Genomic DNA, 15226 nt, shown 5'->3' on the forward strand with positions numbered 1-15226 from the left:
TAGTTCATGACGAGATGACACGTCATCTCTTGTCGTTTTTGCAGCATAAATCACGCGTACCCCTGCGCTGTGAAGGTGAATGGCTGAAGGGCAGCCATACTAATGATATGATAGAGACATTAGCGTCCGGGATTGTCCCCGGGCTCCACACTTCAAAGGTTACAGTTATGATCATCGTTACCGGCGGCGCGGGCTTTATCGGCAGCAATATTGTTAAGGCTCTCAATGACAAAGGCATCACCGACATCCTGGTGGTTGACAACCTGAAAGACGGCACCAAGTTCGTCAACCTGGTGGATCTGAACATCGCTGACTACATGGATAAAGAAGACTTCCTTATCCAGATTATGGCAGGCGAAGAGTTCGGCGAGATCGAAGCCATCTTCCACGAAGGTGCGTGTTCTTCCACCACCGAGTGGGACGGCAAGTACATGATGGACAATAACTATCAGTACTCCAAAGAGCTCCTGCACTACTGCCTGGAGCGTGAAATTCCGTTCCTGTATGCCTCCTCCGCGGCAACCTACGGCGGCCGCACCTCGGACTTTATCGAATCCCGCGAGTATGAACAGCCGCTGAACGTCTACGGTTACTCCAAATTCCTGTTCGACGAGTACGTGCGTCAGGTGCTGCCTGAAGCGAACTCGCAGATCGTCGGCTTCCGTTACTTCAACGTGTACGGACCGCGCGAAGGCCACAAAGGCAGCATGGCGAGCGTGGCGTTCCACCTGAACACCCAGCTGAATAACGGCGAAAGCCCGAAACTGTTCGAAGGCAGCGACGGCTTTAAGCGCGACTTCGTTTACGTGGGCGACGTTGCCGCAGTGAACCTGTGGTTCTGGGAAAACGGCGTATCCGGCATCTTCAACCTGGGTACCGGCCGCGCGGAGTCCTTCCAGGCGGTGGCTGACGCAACGCTGGCGTATCACAAAAAAGGCAGCATCGAGTACATTCCGTTCCCTGACAAGCTGAAAGGCCGTTATCAGGCGTTCACCCAGGCTGACCTGACCAACCTGCGCGCCGCAGGCTACGACAAGCCGTTCAAGACCGTTGCCGAAGGCGTAACGGAATATATGGCCTGGCTGAACCGCGACGCATAAGTATGAAGATTCTGGTGATCGGCCCGTCATGGGTGGGCGACATGATGATGTCGCAAAGTCTCTATCGCACGCTCAAGGCGCGTTATCCCCAGGCGATAATCGACGTGATGGCACCCGCGTGGTGCCGTCCGCTGTTGTCGCGTATGCCGGAAGTGAACGAGGCGATCCCGATGCCGCTTGGCCACGGGGCGCTGGAAATTGGCGAACGCCGCAAGCTCGGCCATAGCCTGCGCGATAAGCGCTACGATCGGGCGTATGTCCTGCCAAACTCCTTTAAATCCGCCCTTGTGCCTTTCTTTGCAGGTATCCCACATCGCACCGGCTGGCGCGGTGAAATGCGCTACGGCCTGCTGAACGATGCGCGGGTGCTGGATAAAGAGGCCTGGCCGCTGATGGTGGAGCGCTATGTGGCGCTGGCCTACGACAAAGGCGTGATGCGCAGTGCGAAAGATCTGCCGCAGCCGCTGCTGTGGCCACAGCTTCAGGTTAACGACGGTGAAAAATCCCAGACCTGCAGCGCGTTTGGCCTTTCGTCTGAACGCCCGATGATTGGCTTCTGCCCCGGCGCCGAGTTCGGCCCGGCAAAACGCTGGCCGCACTATCACTATGCGGAGCTGGCGAAACAGCTGATTGACGAAGGCTACCAGATTGTTCTGTTCGGTTCGGCAAAGGACCACGAGGCAGGCAACGAAATTCTCGCGACGCTCAGTAATGAACAGCAGGCCTGGTGCCGCAACCTGGCGGGAGAAACGCAGCTTGAACAGGCTGTTATTCTGATTGCCGCCTGTGAGGCCGTGGTCAGCAACGATTCGGGCCTGATGCACGTCGCCGCCGCGCTAAACCGCCCGCTGGTGGCGCTGTATGGCCCAAGTAGCCCGGACTTCACGCCCCCGCTTTCTCATAAAGCGCGCGTCATCCGCCTGATCACCGGCTATCACAAAGTACGCAAGGGCGATGCCGCAGAAGGCTACCATCAGAGCCTGATCGACATTACGCCAGAGCGCGTTCTCGAAGAGCTTAACGAACTGCTGTTGAGCGAAGAAGGATAACGAATGCGGGTACTGATCGTTAAAACTTCTTCGATGGGCGATGTTCTGCATACGCTCCCGTCACTGACGGACGCCATGCGGGCCATTCCCGACATTCGTTTTGACTGGGTGGTGGAAGAAGGCTTCGCGCAGATCCCCACCTGGCATGAAGCGGTTGACCGCGTGATCCCGGTGGCGATCCGCCGCTGGCGCAAAGCGTGGTTCTCCGCGCCGATTAAAGCCGAACGCAAAGCCTTCCGTGAGGCGGTGCGGGCACAGCATTACGACGCCATCATCGACGCCCAGGGGCTGGTGAAAAGCGCCGCGCTGGTGACGCGTCTGGCACACGGCGTAAAGCACGGCATGGACTGGCATACCGCCCGCGAACCGCTGGCGAGCCTGTTCTATAACCGTCGGCACCACATCGTAAAGCAACAGCATGCCGTAGAACGTACCCGCGAGCTGTTTGCAAAAAGTCTGGGCTATGCGAAACCGGAAACCCAGGGCGACTACGCCATTGCGCAGCACTTTTTGCGCAATACAGATCCCTGTGCGCAGCCTTATCTTGTCTTCCTGCATGCCACAACGCGCGACGATAAACACTGGCCGGAAACGCACTGGCGAAGCCTGATTGAACTAATGCAACCTACCGGCATCCATATTAAACTGCCCTGGGGCGCTGAACATGAGCGGCAGCGTGCAGAGCGTCTGGCAGCAGGTTTTTCACACGTCGAGGTATTGCCGAAACTCACGCTGGCGCAGGTTGCCGCGCAGCTGGCGGGAGCGAATGCTGTTGTTTCCGTTGATACAGGTTTAAGCCATTTAACCGCGGCGCTGGATCGTCCGAATATTACGATTTTTGGTCCGACCGATCCCGGATTGATCGGGGGTTACGGTAAAAACCAGCATCAGATGGTCAGCCCGACCCAGCAAACGAAGGATATCAGCGCAGATGCTATTTTTTCATTTTTACAGGGCAGCCGTTGGCTTTCCAACAGGGATATCTAACGCATGAGTTACGTATTTCTGCTGATTTTACTCTTTCCGGTGAAGCTTATCCGGAAGCTGTTCCGCAAAGAGACAGGTAAAAACCTGGTCATTCAGACAGCAAAAATCGGCGATTTTGTTAATGCAACGCCCCTTCTGGCATACCTGCAAAAAAGCGACGTGCTCATCAGTCGTAGCGTGGGTGCGCTGGCGAAGCATGATGAGACGATCGATGAGATTTTTTTTATCGAGCAGCATAAGCGTAACCTGTGGCGAAAGCTGGTCTTTGCCTGCCGGATCATGAACCGCTATGACAATGTCTATCTCCTGCAACCCAATAGCGTGAACCTCTTTTTCGCCTCCGTGTGTAACGCTAAAAACAAACAGTTTTTAAGCACTTACACGCGCAGATGGTATCACGGTATTTTCTATGCAACGGCAGACGGTACTGTTGAACACGGTAAGAAGACTCTTTCAGTCACGAACTATCTCAAACTGGCCGATCGCACCTTAACCTGGCAAGACTCGCCAAAGCACGCCACAAAGCCACTTTTCAAACCTGCGACCTATCCGGCAATCCTCGATAAACCCGGCGTGATCCGCATTGGCATCAGCGTAGCCGCGGGAAATAAAGCGAAAACCGTTCCGCCGGTCATCTGGAAGCAAATTTCCGATCGTCTCGCCGACCTGCCCTGCGAATTTTATGTGTTTGGCGCCCCGAATGAACAATCGTGGATGGACGACATCACCCGCGCTTACGGTGAACTGCCCAACTTTATTAATCTGATTGGCAAAATCTCGCTTGAAGAGCTGCCGTGGGCCATTTCTAAAATGGATTGCTATATCGCGTCTGACTCGGGGAATGTCTACATTGCCGATGCAGTCGGCGTGCCGGTAATCTTACTGTTCGGGCCTTGTTGCCACTATGAACAGCGTCCGCTGGGCAACGTATTGCTGATTGGTAATGATGACAACATTTGCTCATATGTTTTTGAAACACGATATTACTTCTCACAGAGCCGGGAAGAACTCTTCGCTGTAACAGACGAAGCGCTACGTGAACTCAAACACTTCATTTGCGAGTTACCCACAATTAATACAGACGCATACTCCTTTGATGCTCAGGGAAACTAATTATTATGGCTTTTCTAAGCATCATTATTGCCGCGCATAACGCCAAAGATACGCTTCACACCACGCTAGAAAGCCTGCAAAACGCGATTGAGGGTGCGTGGGATGATGTAGAGATCATTATCTTTAACGACAGTTCAAACGACTCAACGCAGGATATTATTGAAGCGTGGCTGCCAATGCTTCCGAATGCGCAATCCCGATACGTCGAGTACCGTAACGTAGGCCATGTTCGAAACAGTGCCCTCTCGCTGGCCACAGGTGAATACATTACCATGCTGGATAGCGATGACCGGATGAAACCGGGCAGCATCAGGGACGCGGTGGCGTTTCTCAAATCAGAGCGCCCTGATATGCTCCTGACGCGCCTGCTGGAAATTCGCGACACCAAAAAAATGACAGCCGACTGGCAGGGGTTCTCTCCTGTTGCTTTGTCACAACATGAGGCAATAAAGCGGTTCCTGCAGCACAAAGATTTTCAGGCACATCTCATCGGGCAATTCATTCATCGGGAATTGTATGTGAATAACCCGATTCCTTCGATGGTCTGCTATGAAGATTTTGCCGTGTTTCCCGGCATGCTGATGCAATCGAGTAAAATAGTCTATCAGCGTCAGGGACATTATTATTACATCAAACGTAACGACAGTTTGTCGAGCCGTCTCGACGCCAGTAAAATCGCTACGCTGGTTGATTGCACATTACAAATGGAAGAAACATTCCCTCGTTCTTTTAAGCATCTTGTTAATTGTCACTGGTTTGATATCTACAGAAACCACCGGCAGCATCTGACTGACCTGCAACTCAAACTGGTTAAACAGCGGGTCAATGCACTTTATTCTCTCTCTTTCTTCTTTACCAGAGATGTACGTTTCAGCTACAAAAAAAGGGTCATTGAGGCATTATGGAAAAAGTAAAACTGCGGCTTTATCAGCTGACGCTGATTTTGAGCCTTATTTCGCTTGCGCTGGCGCTGCTGAGTTCAGGTAAGCAGCGAGAGTTTTTCTATATTGCGATTTATGCCAGCATTATCGGCTTAGCGTGCGAATATAAAAAAATCACAATGCGTCCTTTTTCTATCGCATTGCCGATTATATTGATTGGCCTGCTTAATCTTGGCTGGTATCTGGTGTATGAATATCATAGCGAAGGTCTGAACGTTTATAGCGATTATCTCGGTGCAAGTAAAAAATTAATTCTGGCAAGTATTCTCATTTTTTACCTTGACCGGTTTAAGTCTTATATTGATAGAGCATCCTTCCAGAAATATTTTTTATACGCCTCTGGTGCAGGGTTTATACTCGCCACTGGCTATGGCTTATGGCAGGCTTCACAGGGTATGGGGCGTATCGAGATGGCCATAAACCGTGCGACCGTGTCGGCCTATGTTTATTCTGTATTGTCACTGGCGTTTGTATACAGCCTTTATCTACAGAAAAATATCAAACTGTATGTAGCCGCAGGACTCATCATCTTAATATCTTATTTCGTCATTCTTCTAACGGGCACCCGTGCCGCAATGGGGTTATATCTACTCCTGGCGATTGTACTCACGCTTTATCACTTCAGAAGAATACACCTTAAATCTACGCTGATTTTCTTATGTATTGTGGCGGGTATTGTTATCGTTAGCTACAAACCATTAATCCTACCCAAGCTACAACAAACACAAGCTGAAGTTGAAAGTTATCAAAAAGGTAATGATGCAACCTCGCTCGGCGCACGTTTTTCTATGTGGAGTGTTGGCATTCAAAACGGGCTGGCCCATCCTTTAGGGCAGTCAGTTGAAGACCGCGAAATATGGACACAGCAATATGTGAAAAATGGGCACCCACACCTCGCGGCTGCACTCGAGTTTATCAGGGTGCATCTGCACAATGAGTTTATTGAGAAATATTCTCTGCAGGGGATCCCAGGGCTGGCGATATTAGTGTTTTTCTATATATCGATGATCGTTTACGCCCTTAAAAACAGAAATGGCCTGCTGCTGACGACCATGCTTCTTTTATTACTCTATGGCCTGACTGACGTCATACTGTTGAGTTCTGAGGCTTTAATCTTCTTTGTCACCGTGTTTGCGCTGAGTACCCCTTTTTCGCAAACCAGGCAACGCTAATGATAATGCCCGCCTGGCGGGCATTATTTTTTCTTGTATTGATAAAACTCCGCCAGCGTCATCCCTACCGTCTTATCGGATAACCAGCTAAAAAGCGTTTCTAAATCCTGATACAACCCTTCAATCGCCGCCTCATCTTTAAACGTTGGGCTTCCGCCAGGCATAAATTCCGACGAATGAAGCATAAACTCCACGTACTCACTTCCCTGCGACAGGCTTTGCTGTGCGACCTGAATCATTTGCGCCGCATTCCCACCGGACGGTCTTAGCCAGTTCACAGAGGGAGAGCGATATTTACCGCGAAGCCTGTCGTAACCCTGTTTGATCGTGTTCAACCACGCCGGGTGTTTATACTGAATGCTCATCGGCACTTCGAGTAATGGGCTATGGCCTGCCCGGGAAATATTGTCTAAATCCATGAAATAGGCGTGGTCGGGGAAATGCTGATAATCCGTTCCGCCATTACCCTGTGGGGCGCCTTTCGCATTGCGCCAGTTCACGCGTGGCGTCACGGAGCAATCCACCTGGTAGCCCAGTTCAACGAGCAATTTTGCGTAGCGACTGTCAAATGCCCAACGTCCGGCACGGTGGCTTAACATTTTGGTCTGGAAGGTCTCTTCCAGCAGGCGTGTCATGAACAGCACTTTTTCGCGCATCACCTCATCCGAAAATTCAACCAGATAAGGCTGCCATCGCCAGTCATCGCCCGTGAGATCGTGCTCCGGCGGGCTATTCCATGCGTGAAGGTGCATTCCCACCTCCCCCTGACCGCGGGCGATTGCGTCCCTGGCGAATTCGATGAAAACGGGTTCGATCGCCATCTCGTAATTGGTCAGCCACACGGGCTTAAAGCCGAAACGCTCACAAAGCGCCTGGAAACGCGCCAGATAACGCGCATTTTCCGTTTTAATGACGCGGTGATTTTGCCAGAGATTATCGCCCTCAGTATCAATTGTGATGATAAACGCTGGTTTGTTCATAATGAGTCCGCAAGACAGGAAAGTTAGCGCTATGTTACGCACTCTCCAAAGCATGAGTAAACCCTTCCAGGGAAATTACTGAGATTATGGAGAAAGAGTGCAAGTCGCTATCAGGTCTATTAGAATTGCCATCAGTACAACGCCGATAAGATGATGATGAATAACTTACCTGACACACCTGATTTGCGCATTTTACTTATCAAACTCCGCCATCATGGCGACATGTTGCTGACCACTTCCGTCATTGATTCGCTACGTCAAAAATGGCCGCAGGCGCAGATTGATGTCCTGCTGTATGAAGAAACGCGCGATATGCTCGCCGCGCATCCGACGATCGGTACAATTTATGGAATCGATCGTAAATGGAAACAGCTTGGCACGCTGAAGCATCTTCAAAAAGAGTGGCAGTTGCTGCGTGCGTTAAGAAATCAGCATTATCATCTGGTGATTAACCTTGCCGATCAATGGCGTAGCGCGATCGTCACCCGTTTCACCGGTGCACCCGTTCGCCTCGGATTCGCGTTTAACAAACGCAACAGTTCATTCTGGCGTTTTTGTCACACCGATCTGGTCTCTGTCGACGGCCACAAATCCCTGCATACGGTCGAACAGAATCTCTCCATTCTGGCGCCATTACCGGTCGCGCCGCAGCCTGCCGTCACCATGGCTTACACCGCAGAAGACTGGGATCATGCCCGCCAAAAGCTGACGCAGACGGCTGTGGGCGACAGCTATATCGTGATCCAGCCGACGTCCCGCTGGTTCTTTAAATGCTGGAGCGAAGACAAAATGGCGCAAACCATTACTGCACTGCAGCAGGATGGTCATACGGTTGTGCTCACCGCGGGGCCGGATAAAAAAGAGCTGGCGATGATCGATCGCATTCTCGCCGCCTCGCCAAAGACGGGAGTCGTCTCGCTGGCGGGCCAGCTAACGTTGCGCCAGCTGGCCTCACTTATCGATCATGCGCGTCTTTTTATCGGCGTTGACTCCGTTCCAATGCATATGGCCGCCGCGCTGCAAACGCCCTGCGTGGCGCTATTTGGCCCTTCTAAACTCACGTTTTGGTCTCCATGGCAAGTCAACGGTGAAGTCATCTGGGCCGGCGATTACGGCCCGCTACCCGATCCGGATGCCATTGATACCAAAACGAAAGAACGCTATCTCGACGCCATTCCCGTTGATGCTGTCGTCTCCGCCGCAAGGAGATATCTGTCATGAAAAACCATCGTCTGGCCATTGTTCGCCAAAAGTATCGCCCTGATGGCGGAGCGGAACGCTTCGTTTCGCGCGCTCTCACCGCGCTGAGCAATCAGAACCTTGAGCTCAACGTCATCACGCGTGAGTGGCAGGGAGAGAAGCAAGACGACTGGCATATCCATATTTGCAACCCTCAAAAATGGGGCCGCATCAGTCGAGAGCGCGGATTTGCACAGGCCGCGCGCGCGCTGTGGCAGCAACAGCAGTTTGATATTGTTCAAAGCCATGAGCGCATCCCGGGTTGTGATATCTATCGCGCGGGTGATGGGGTGCATCGTCGCTGGCTGCTTCAGCGCGCGCGCATTTTACCAGCCTGGCGTGCGCAAATGCTGATGTATGACCGCTATCACCGCTACGTGATGCGTGCGGAACGGGAAATGTATCAGGCGCCTGAGTTGAAAGCCGTAATCTGTAATGCGGAGATGATCAAACGCGAAATCGTTGAAGACTTTGATATTGACGCAAATAAAATTCATGTGATTTATAATTCTATTGATTCCAGCCGCTTCGTTCCGGCCCAGGAGGCACAGCGTGCGATGCTGCGCCAGCAATTTGGTTTGCCAGCCGATGCCGTTGTGCTCTGTTTTGTTGGCTCAGGGTTTGAACGAAAAGGATTAGCCAGCGCCATACGCGCTATCGCTGGAACATCAGCCTGGCTGATTGTGGTTGGGCAAGATAAAGCAGAGCGTCGTTATCGCGACCTCGCCCGTTCGTTAGGCTGCGAGGGGCAAATCCGTTTCCTGGGGGTGCAAAAAGAAACTCTGCCTTTTTATCAGCTATCCGATGGTTTACTGTTGCCAACGCTGTATGATCCCTTTCCTAACGTCATTCTTGAAGCGATGGCCTGCGGCTTGCCCGTCATTACTTCAGAGAGTTGCGGTGGTGCAGAGTTTATTCAACAAGGCCAGAACGGATTTTATTGTGACGCACTTGATATCAGTACATTGAAGGAAGCGGTAGCCACCATTCCTTCACTGGAAAAAAATAACTATATGGGACGAGCGGCACGTGAACGTGTAAAAGACGCCACTCCCGAAAAACTATCAAGTCAGCTTATTACGCTTTATCAAAAATTACTGGATTAAAAATGCGCATCCTAATGATTATTGATGGTTTACCCGGTGGAGGAGCTGAAAAAACGGTTCTTACGCTCTCCCGTGGATTAATAGAAATGGGACATCAGGTCTCTCTATTCTCTCTGCGGAAAGTGTGCGACTACGCCATCCCGGACGGCATCGATTATCAGGTTGTTCAGGACACATGTAAAAAACCGTGGCGAAAGCTGACGGAAATCCCACGCCGCGCCCAACTGCTGGATCAGGCGATTGAGCAAGCTGAGCGCAGCGGCAAATTTGATGTGGTGTTCTCTCACCTGCACAAAACAGACCGCATTGTGTCGCACTGCCGCGCGCTGGAACGTGACAAAGTCTGGTTCTGCGTGCACGGCATGTTCTCGTTTTCCTATCTTCGCCATCGCAGCGGACTTTCGCGCTGGTTTAAACATCTTAAAATTCGTCATACCTACGAAAACCGCAACGTTGTCGCCGTCTCAGGCGCCGTGTTGACAGATCTTTCCGAGACGCTGGCGCTCAATCTTCGACGCAAAGCGGTTATCCATAATCCTTTCGATATTCCTGAAATTCAGCGTCTGGCGGATGCGCCCTTCGAGATGCAGGGAAAGGATTACATTATTCATGTTGGCCGCTTCCATGAACACAAACGCCACGACCGACTTCTACGTGCGTTCGCCCTGAGTAAAATTGACACAACGCTGGTCATGATGGGCAATGGGTCTGACGCTCAAATTCAAAAACTCAAGCAGCTTGCTGCCGAGCTGGGTATTGAAAACAAAACGGTTTTCCGCCCGTTCGAGTCCAATCCCTATCCCTGGATTAAAGGGGCACGCCTTTTAGTGTTAAGTTCTGACTGCGAAGGTTTTGGTAATGTGCTGGTCGAAGCCATTATCTGCCAGACGCCACCGGTCAGTACAAATTGCCCCGGAGGCCCTGCCGAAATCCTCACCGGCGCTTTAGCGCGCGGGCTGGCAGAGTTAAATGACGAGTCACTGGCAAAAACGCTGGCGGATATTTATACCGCCCCACCGGTCGTTGGCGATACAACCATCGCGTCGTTCGGTATCAATGCCATTTGCCAGCAATATATTGCTCTGGTCGACAATCAAAAATAATCAGGTTTCTTATGCAAAATTCAGCCCCATTGTTAAGCGTGGTGGTTGCCGTTTATAACGGTGAAGCTTTCCTGGATCAGTTCTTTACCTGCCTTGTCAATCAACGCATCGACAGCATGGAAGTCATCATTGTCAATGACGGCTCTACTGACCGCTCGATGGAGATCGTCGAAAACTGGCGAGAAAAACTGCCGCAGCTGCAGGTCATAGAACAGCAAAACCAGGGCGTATCCATCGCGCGTAACACCGGTCTGGCCGTTGCGACGGGTCAATATCTTTCTTTCCCGGATATTGATGATGTCTTTAAACCCGGCATGTACCAACACCTGCTGGATATGGCCGTCACGCAGGATCTGGATGTCGCCACCTGTAACGGGAACTACGTCTGGGAGAATAACAAGAAACCCTCGCGCCCGATCTTCCCTGAAGACAAACTGGCTTCGACTGGGGTCATGGCTGGCCCTGCGTGGTTAAAAATGGCGCTGGACTCTCGTAAATTCCTTCACGTCACCTGGCTGAACATCTATCGCCACGACTTTATCCGTAAACACAATTTCCATTTCGAACCCGGCCTGCGCCATCAGGATATTCCGTGGACCACCGAAGTGCTGCTCGCGGCAGAGCGGGTTCAGTACACCAGTGAACGTTATTACGACTACTACATTCACTCTGCATCGGTGTCCCATATGCCGGACAATGACGACACGCTGATACGTTCCGCGCGTCACTACATGAAAATCCTGCAGATGCTCGACGCCATCAATCAGCGCTACCCGGATAAAGTGAAAGGGATCCCTGCCTGCCACTGGCAAATTGCCAAAGAGGGCCTGGGCATTATTCACACCTTCGACAACATGAAGGATGAGAAGAAGAAATCAATGATTATTAAAGAGTTCTTCGAAACAGGCATCTGGAAACTCATCTGGAAAAGTGCAAAAAGTCCGCGTCTGCGCTGGCGGCTGGGTCGACGTTATTTCCGTTTGAAACGGTATCTGGCATAAGAGATAGCTTTACCTGGCCTAAATGCTTAGAATTTGCCCGCCGAAACTAAAAAAACGGATAATCGCTTGGAATTGTTGTATACCGCTCTGCTCTACATCATTCAGCCACTGGTGTGGCTGAGACTGTTGCTTCGTAGCCGAAAAGCGCCTGCGTATCGTAAACGCTGGGCTGAACGCTATGGCTTCTGCCGCAATAAAGTCGTACCGGACGGTATTTTGCTGCATTCCGTTTCTGTCGGTGAAACGCTGGCGGCGATCCCGCTGGTTCGCGCCCTGCGTCACCGCTACCCTTCGCTGCCAATCACCGTCACGACGATGACGCCAACCGGCTCGGAGCGCGCGTTATCCGCTTTCGGTAAAGACGTGCAGCACGTCTATCTGCCTTACGATCTGCCCTGCGCCATGAATCGTTTCCTGAATACCGTTCGCCCGAAGCTGGTGATCGTGATGGAAACCGAACTGTGGCCGAATATGATTTCCGCCCTGCATGCCCGTAAAATCCCGCTGGTCATTGCCAACGCGCGCCTTTCAGAGCGCTCGGCGAAAGGTTACGGCAAGCTGGGTAAGTTTATGCGCCGCCTGCTGAGCAAAATTACGCTGATTGCCGCGCAGAACGAAGAGGATGCGGCACGCTTTATCGCGCTGGGCCTGAAACGCAACCAGCTTGCGGTAACGGGCAGCCTGAAATTTGATATTTCCGTTACCCCTGAACTCGCCGCCCGTGCGATCACGCTGCGTCGCCAGTGGGCCCCGCGTCGTCAGGTCTGGATTGCCACCAGTACTCATGATGGCGAAGAAGAGATCATTCTGCAGGCTCACCGCAAGCTGCTGGAAAAATTCCCTGATTTACTGCTGATCCTCGTGCCGCGCCATCCGGAGCGTTTTAAAGATGCCCGTGAAATGGTGCAGAAAGGCGGCTTCAGCTTCACGCTGCGCAGCAGCGGTGAAATCCCTTCCGGCAGCACCCAGGTGGTGATTGGCGATACGATGGGCGAGCTGATGCTGCTGTACGGAATCGCTGACCTCGCGTTTGTCGGTGGCAGCCTGGTCGAGCGCGGCGGTCATAACCCGCTGGAGCCGGCAGCCCACGCCATTCCGGTACTGATGGGGCCGCACACGTTTAACTTCAAAGATATCTGCGCGAAACTACAGCAGGCCGATGGTTTAATTACCGTGACCGATGCGGATTCGGTGGTTAAAGAGGTATCGACCCTTCTGACTGACGAAGATTATCGCCTGTGGTACGGGCGCCATGCCGTCGAAGTGCTGCACCAGAACCAGGGCGCACTGACCCGACTGCTGCAGCTTCTGCAACCTTATCTGCCCCAGCGGAGCCACTAATGTCAACGCGTCTGTCGGTCGTCATGATCGCCAAAAACGCCGCCGACCTGCTTCCGGATTGCCTGGCGTCGGTTGCCTGGGCTGACGAAATAGTCATTCTTGACTCTGGAAGTACGGACAACACGGTGAACGTTGCCCGGGCAGCGGGCGCAAAAGTCTTTATCGACGCTGACTGGCAAGGCTATGGCATCCAGCGCCAGCGCGCGCAGGGCTATGCCACAGGTGATTATGTCCTGATGCTCGACACCGACGAACGCATCACGCCTGAGCTTCAGCAGGCCATTCAGGCGGTGATTTCCTCGCCCCAGCCAGGCGCCGTATACAGCATTGCCCGCCGCAACTACTTCCTTGGCCGTTTTATGCGCCACAGCGGCTGGTATCCTGACCGCGTGATGCGCCTCTACGAGCGCGAGCGATATCAGTACAACGGCAATCTGGTGCATGAATCCCTGAGCTGCGATAGCGCCCAGGTGATTCCCCTGACGGGCGATTTGCTGCACCTGACCTGCCGTGATTTCGCGAGCTTCCAGCGTAAACAGCTCAACTATGCCACCGCATGGGCTCAGGAGCGTCACCAGCGCGGCAAGAAGGCCTCGCTGACGGGTATCTTCACCCACACGCTGGGCGCGTTCCTGAAAACGCTGCTGCTGCGTGGTGGCGTCCTGGACGGCAAGCAGGGCTGGTTACTCGCGGTTGTGAATGCCCAGTATACTTTCAACAAATACACCGAGCTGTGGGCGCTCTGCCGCGGCTACTCAGAGAAAACGTGAGCCATGAGCACAAAAGCGATTTATCCGGGTACCTTCGATCCGATCACCAACGGTCATCTTGATATCATCACCCGTGCGGCGTGCATGTTCGACAAGGTGATCCTGGCCATTGCCGCCAGCCCCAGCAAAAAGCCAATGTTTGATCTCAACGAGCGCGTACAGCTCGCCACCGATGCCATTTCGCATCTGCCGAATGTTGAGGTGGTCGGGTTTAGCGACCTGATGGCAAACTTCGCCCGCGCTCAGCAGGCCAATATTCTGATCCGTGGTTTACGCGCGGTGGCAGACTTCGAGTATGAGATGCAGCTGGCGCACATGAACCGCCATCTGATGCCGGAGCTGGAGAGCGTGTTCCTGATGCCCTCCAAAGAGTGGTCGTTTATCTCTTCCACACTGGTAAAAGAGGTGGCGCGTCATCACGGCGATGTCACCCATTTCCTGCCGACTAACGTCCACCAGGCATTGATGGAAAAGCTAAAGTAGCCTTATTTCTGGCACTGACGGCAGTAGAACGTGGCGCGCTGGGCGTGCTTCGTGGCAATCACTGGCGTGCCGCAGACTCTGCACGGTTCGCCTTTACGGCCATACACCTGCAGCTCCTGGGCAAAATAGCCCGGCTTGCCGTCACTTTGCAGGAAGTCCTTCAACGTTGTCCCGCCCTGCTCAATCGAGCGAAGTAATACGGCTTTAATCACCCGGACCAGCAGCTCGCACTCCTGCGCCGACAGCGAAGAGGCCAGCCGATCGGGATGGATCCCCGCCGCAAACAGCGATTCGCTGGCGTAGATATTCCCCACGCCGACCACCAGCTTGTTATCCATCAGCCAGGGCTTAATCGGGCTTTTCTTCTTCGCACACTTCGCCTTGAGGTATTCTGCGTTAAACGCGTCTGAGAGCGGCTCCGGGCCCAGATGCGCCAGCACGTTATGCCCTTCCAGCTCCTTCGTCCACAGCCACGCGCCAAAGCGCCGTGGGTCGGTGTAACGGAGCACTTTGCCGTTGCTCATCACCAGATCGACGTGGTCGTGCTTTTCCGCAGGCAGTTCTTCGGTAAGAATGCGCAGGCTCCCGGACATCCCCAGGTGGATAATAATCCAGCCGTCGGGCAGTTCCAGCAGCAGGTATTTCGCGCGACGCTGTACGCTAAGGACGGGTTTATCGCTCAGGGCATGGATCTCATCGGACACCGGCCAGCGCAGACGTCCATTGCGGACCACCGCGTGAAGAATCGTCGCGCCGACCAGATGGGGCTCAATGCCGCGACGGCTGGTTTCTACCTCAGGTAATTCAGGCATGGTTCCTCCGTTGAGATGCAGAATGCAAA

15 protein-coding genes are annotated in these 15226 nt (G+C 52.9%); 13 read left to right on the forward strand and 2 right to left on the reverse strand.

What is annotated here, in order from left to right; translation table 11 throughout:
• Window positions 1–167: 167 nt before the first annotated feature.
• From rfaD to AC27FC_RS17210, 6 genes are read left to right on the forward strand one after another with little or no spacing between them, the layout of a single operon-like run.
• A complete protein-coding gene (rfaD, locus tag AC27FC_RS17185) occupies window positions 168–1100 on the forward strand; it encodes an ADP-glyceromanno-heptose 6-epimerase (RefSeq protein ID WP_013094908.1) in 933 nt (310 codons plus the stop codon).
• 2 nt (window positions 1101–1102) lie between these two features.
• Entirely contained in the window at window positions 1103–2149 is a 1047-nt protein-coding gene (gene rfaF, locus AC27FC_RS17190) for an ADP-heptose--LPS heptosyltransferase RfaF (protein WP_033147034.1), read from the forward strand.
• A gap of 3 nt (window positions 2150–2152) precedes the next feature.
• Entirely contained in the window at window positions 2153–3136 is a 984-nt protein-coding gene (gene rfaC / locus AC27FC_RS17195; RefSeq protein WP_033147035.1) for a lipopolysaccharide heptosyltransferase RfaC, read from the forward strand.
• A gap of 3 nt (window positions 3137–3139) precedes the next feature.
• Window positions 3140–4249 carry a glycosyltransferase family 9 protein gene (locus tag AC27FC_RS17200; RefSeq protein WP_033147036.1) on the forward strand — a complete coding sequence of 370 codons (1110 nt, stop codon included), beginning with the start codon at window positions 3140–3142 and terminating at the stop codon, window positions 4247–4249.
• Between the two features lie 5 nt (window positions 4250–4254).
• On the forward strand, window positions 4255–5163 hold the full coding sequence (locus tag AC27FC_RS17205) for a glycosyltransferase family 2 protein (RefSeq protein ID WP_033147037.1): 909 nt from the start codon (window positions 4255–4257) through the stop codon (window positions 5161–5163).
• Window positions 5151–6362, forward strand: coding sequence for an O-antigen ligase family protein (locus AC27FC_RS17210; RefSeq protein WP_112778249.1), 1212 nt, complete (start codon window positions 5151–5153; stop codon window positions 6360–6362). Before AC27FC_RS17205 ends, AC27FC_RS17210 begins: the two co-directional genes overlap by 13 nt.
• Before the next feature lie 23 nt (window positions 6363–6385).
• Here the strand turns inward: AC27FC_RS17210 and AC27FC_RS17215 are convergent, their stop codons facing one another.
• A complete protein-coding gene (locus AC27FC_RS17215) occupies window positions 6386–7342 on the reverse strand; it encodes a polysaccharide deacetylase family protein (protein WP_094935082.1) in 957 nt (318 codons plus the stop codon).
• 150 nt (window positions 7343–7492) lie between these two features.
• Here AC27FC_RS17215 and rfaQ point away from each other — a divergent pair, with 150 nt between their 5' ends.
• The 7 genes from rfaQ to coaD all read left to right on the forward strand — a co-directional run bounded on the left by rfaQ (window position 7493) and on the right by coaD (window position 14385).
• Window positions 7493–8563, forward strand: coding sequence for a putative lipopolysaccharide heptosyltransferase III (gene rfaQ / locus AC27FC_RS17220; protein WP_487160247.1), 1071 nt, complete (start codon window positions 7493–7495; stop codon window positions 8561–8563).
• Entirely contained in the window at window positions 8560–9687 is a 1128-nt protein-coding gene (locus AC27FC_RS17225; protein ID WP_196355148.1) for a glycosyltransferase family 4 protein, read from the forward strand. Before rfaQ ends, AC27FC_RS17225 begins: the two co-directional genes overlap by 4 nt.
• A gap of 2 nt (window positions 9688–9689) precedes the next feature.
• Complete coding sequence (locus AC27FC_RS17230) at window positions 9690–10790, forward strand: glycosyltransferase (protein ID WP_069303472.1); 1101 nt, start codon at window positions 9690–9692, stop codon at window positions 10788–10790.
• An 11-nt stretch (window positions 10791–10801) separates the two neighbouring features.
• Window positions 10802–11791 carry a glycosyltransferase gene (locus AC27FC_RS17235; protein WP_045887675.1) on the forward strand — a complete coding sequence of 330 codons (990 nt, stop codon included), beginning with the start codon at window positions 10802–10804 and terminating at the stop codon, window positions 11789–11791.
• A gap of 66 nt (window positions 11792–11857) precedes the next feature.
• Window positions 11858–13132 carry a lipid IV(A) 3-deoxy-D-manno-octulosonic acid transferase gene (gene waaA, locus AC27FC_RS17240; RefSeq protein ID WP_032661923.1) on the forward strand — a complete coding sequence of 425 codons (1275 nt, stop codon included), beginning with the start codon at window positions 11858–11860 and terminating at the stop codon, window positions 13130–13132.
• Entirely contained in the window at window positions 13132–13902 is a 771-nt protein-coding gene (locus AC27FC_RS17245) for a glycosyltransferase family 2 protein (RefSeq protein ID WP_196355147.1), read from the forward strand. The genes waaA and AC27FC_RS17245 overlap by 1 nt, the downstream gene beginning before the upstream one ends.
• A 3-nt stretch (window positions 13903–13905) precedes the next feature.
• Window positions 13906–14385, forward strand: a complete 480-nt coding sequence (coaD, locus tag AC27FC_RS17250) for a pantetheine-phosphate adenylyltransferase (RefSeq protein ID WP_023334018.1) — start codon at window positions 13906–13908, stop codon at window positions 14383–14385.
• 2 nt (window positions 14386–14387) lie between these two features.
• Here the strand turns inward: coaD and mutM are convergent, their stop codons facing one another.
• Window positions 14388–15197: a bifunctional DNA-formamidopyrimidine glycosylase/DNA-(apurinic or apyrimidinic site) lyase gene (gene mutM, locus AC27FC_RS17255; RefSeq protein WP_023309890.1), complete on the reverse strand. Its 810-nt coding sequence runs from the start codon at window positions 15195–15197 to the stop codon at window positions 14388–14390.
• Window positions 15198–15226 lie beyond the last annotated feature (29 nt).

Source organism: Enterobacter sp. C3_dUdeg (assembly GCF_057536195.1).

Excerpts from the sequence above, each read along its gene's own strand:
- rfaD (WP_013094908.1), top strand. The coding sequence starts at position 168 with ATGATCATCGTTACCGGCGGCGCGGGCTTTATCGGCAGCAATATTGTT.
- rfaF (WP_033147034.1), top strand. The coding sequence starts at position 1,103 with ATGAAGATTCTGGTGATCGGCCCGTCATGGGTGGGCGACATGATGATG.
- rfaC (WP_033147035.1), top strand. The coding sequence starts at position 2,153 with ATGCGGGTACTGATCGTTAAAACTTCTTCGATGGGCGATGTTCTGCAT.
- AC27FC_RS17200 (WP_033147036.1), top strand. The coding sequence starts at position 3,140 with ATGAGTTACGTATTTCTGCTGATTTTACTCTTTCCGGTGAAGCTTATC.
- AC27FC_RS17205 (WP_033147037.1), top strand. The coding sequence starts at position 4,255 with ATGGCTTTTCTAAGCATCATTATTGCCGCGCATAACGCCAAAGATACG.
- AC27FC_RS17210 (WP_112778249.1), top strand. The coding sequence starts at position 5,151 with ATGGAAAAAGTAAAACTGCGGCTTTATCAGCTGACGCTGATTTTGAGC.
- AC27FC_RS17215 (WP_094935082.1), bottom strand. The coding sequence starts at position 7,342 with ATGAACAAACCAGCGTTTATCATCACAATTGATACTGAGGGCGATAAT.
- rfaQ (WP_487160247.1), top strand. The coding sequence starts at position 7,493 with ATGATGATGAATAACTTACCTGACACACCTGATTTGCGCATTTTACTT.
- AC27FC_RS17225 (WP_196355148.1), top strand. The coding sequence starts at position 8,560 with ATGAAAAACCATCGTCTGGCCATTGTTCGCCAAAAGTATCGCCCTGAT.
- AC27FC_RS17230 (WP_069303472.1), top strand. The coding sequence starts at position 9,690 with ATGCGCATCCTAATGATTATTGATGGTTTACCCGGTGGAGGAGCTGAA.
- AC27FC_RS17235 (WP_045887675.1), top strand. The coding sequence starts at position 10,802 with ATGCAAAATTCAGCCCCATTGTTAAGCGTGGTGGTTGCCGTTTATAAC.
- AC27FC_RS17245 (WP_196355147.1), top strand. The coding sequence starts at position 13,132 with ATGTCAACGCGTCTGTCGGTCGTCATGATCGCCAAAAACGCCGCCGAC.
- coaD (WP_023334018.1), top strand. The coding sequence starts at position 13,906 with ATGAGCACAAAAGCGATTTATCCGGGTACCTTCGATCCGATCACCAAC.
- mutM (WP_023309890.1), bottom strand. The coding sequence starts at position 15,197 with ATGCCTGAATTACCTGAGGTAGAAACCAGCCGTCGCGGCATTGAGCCC.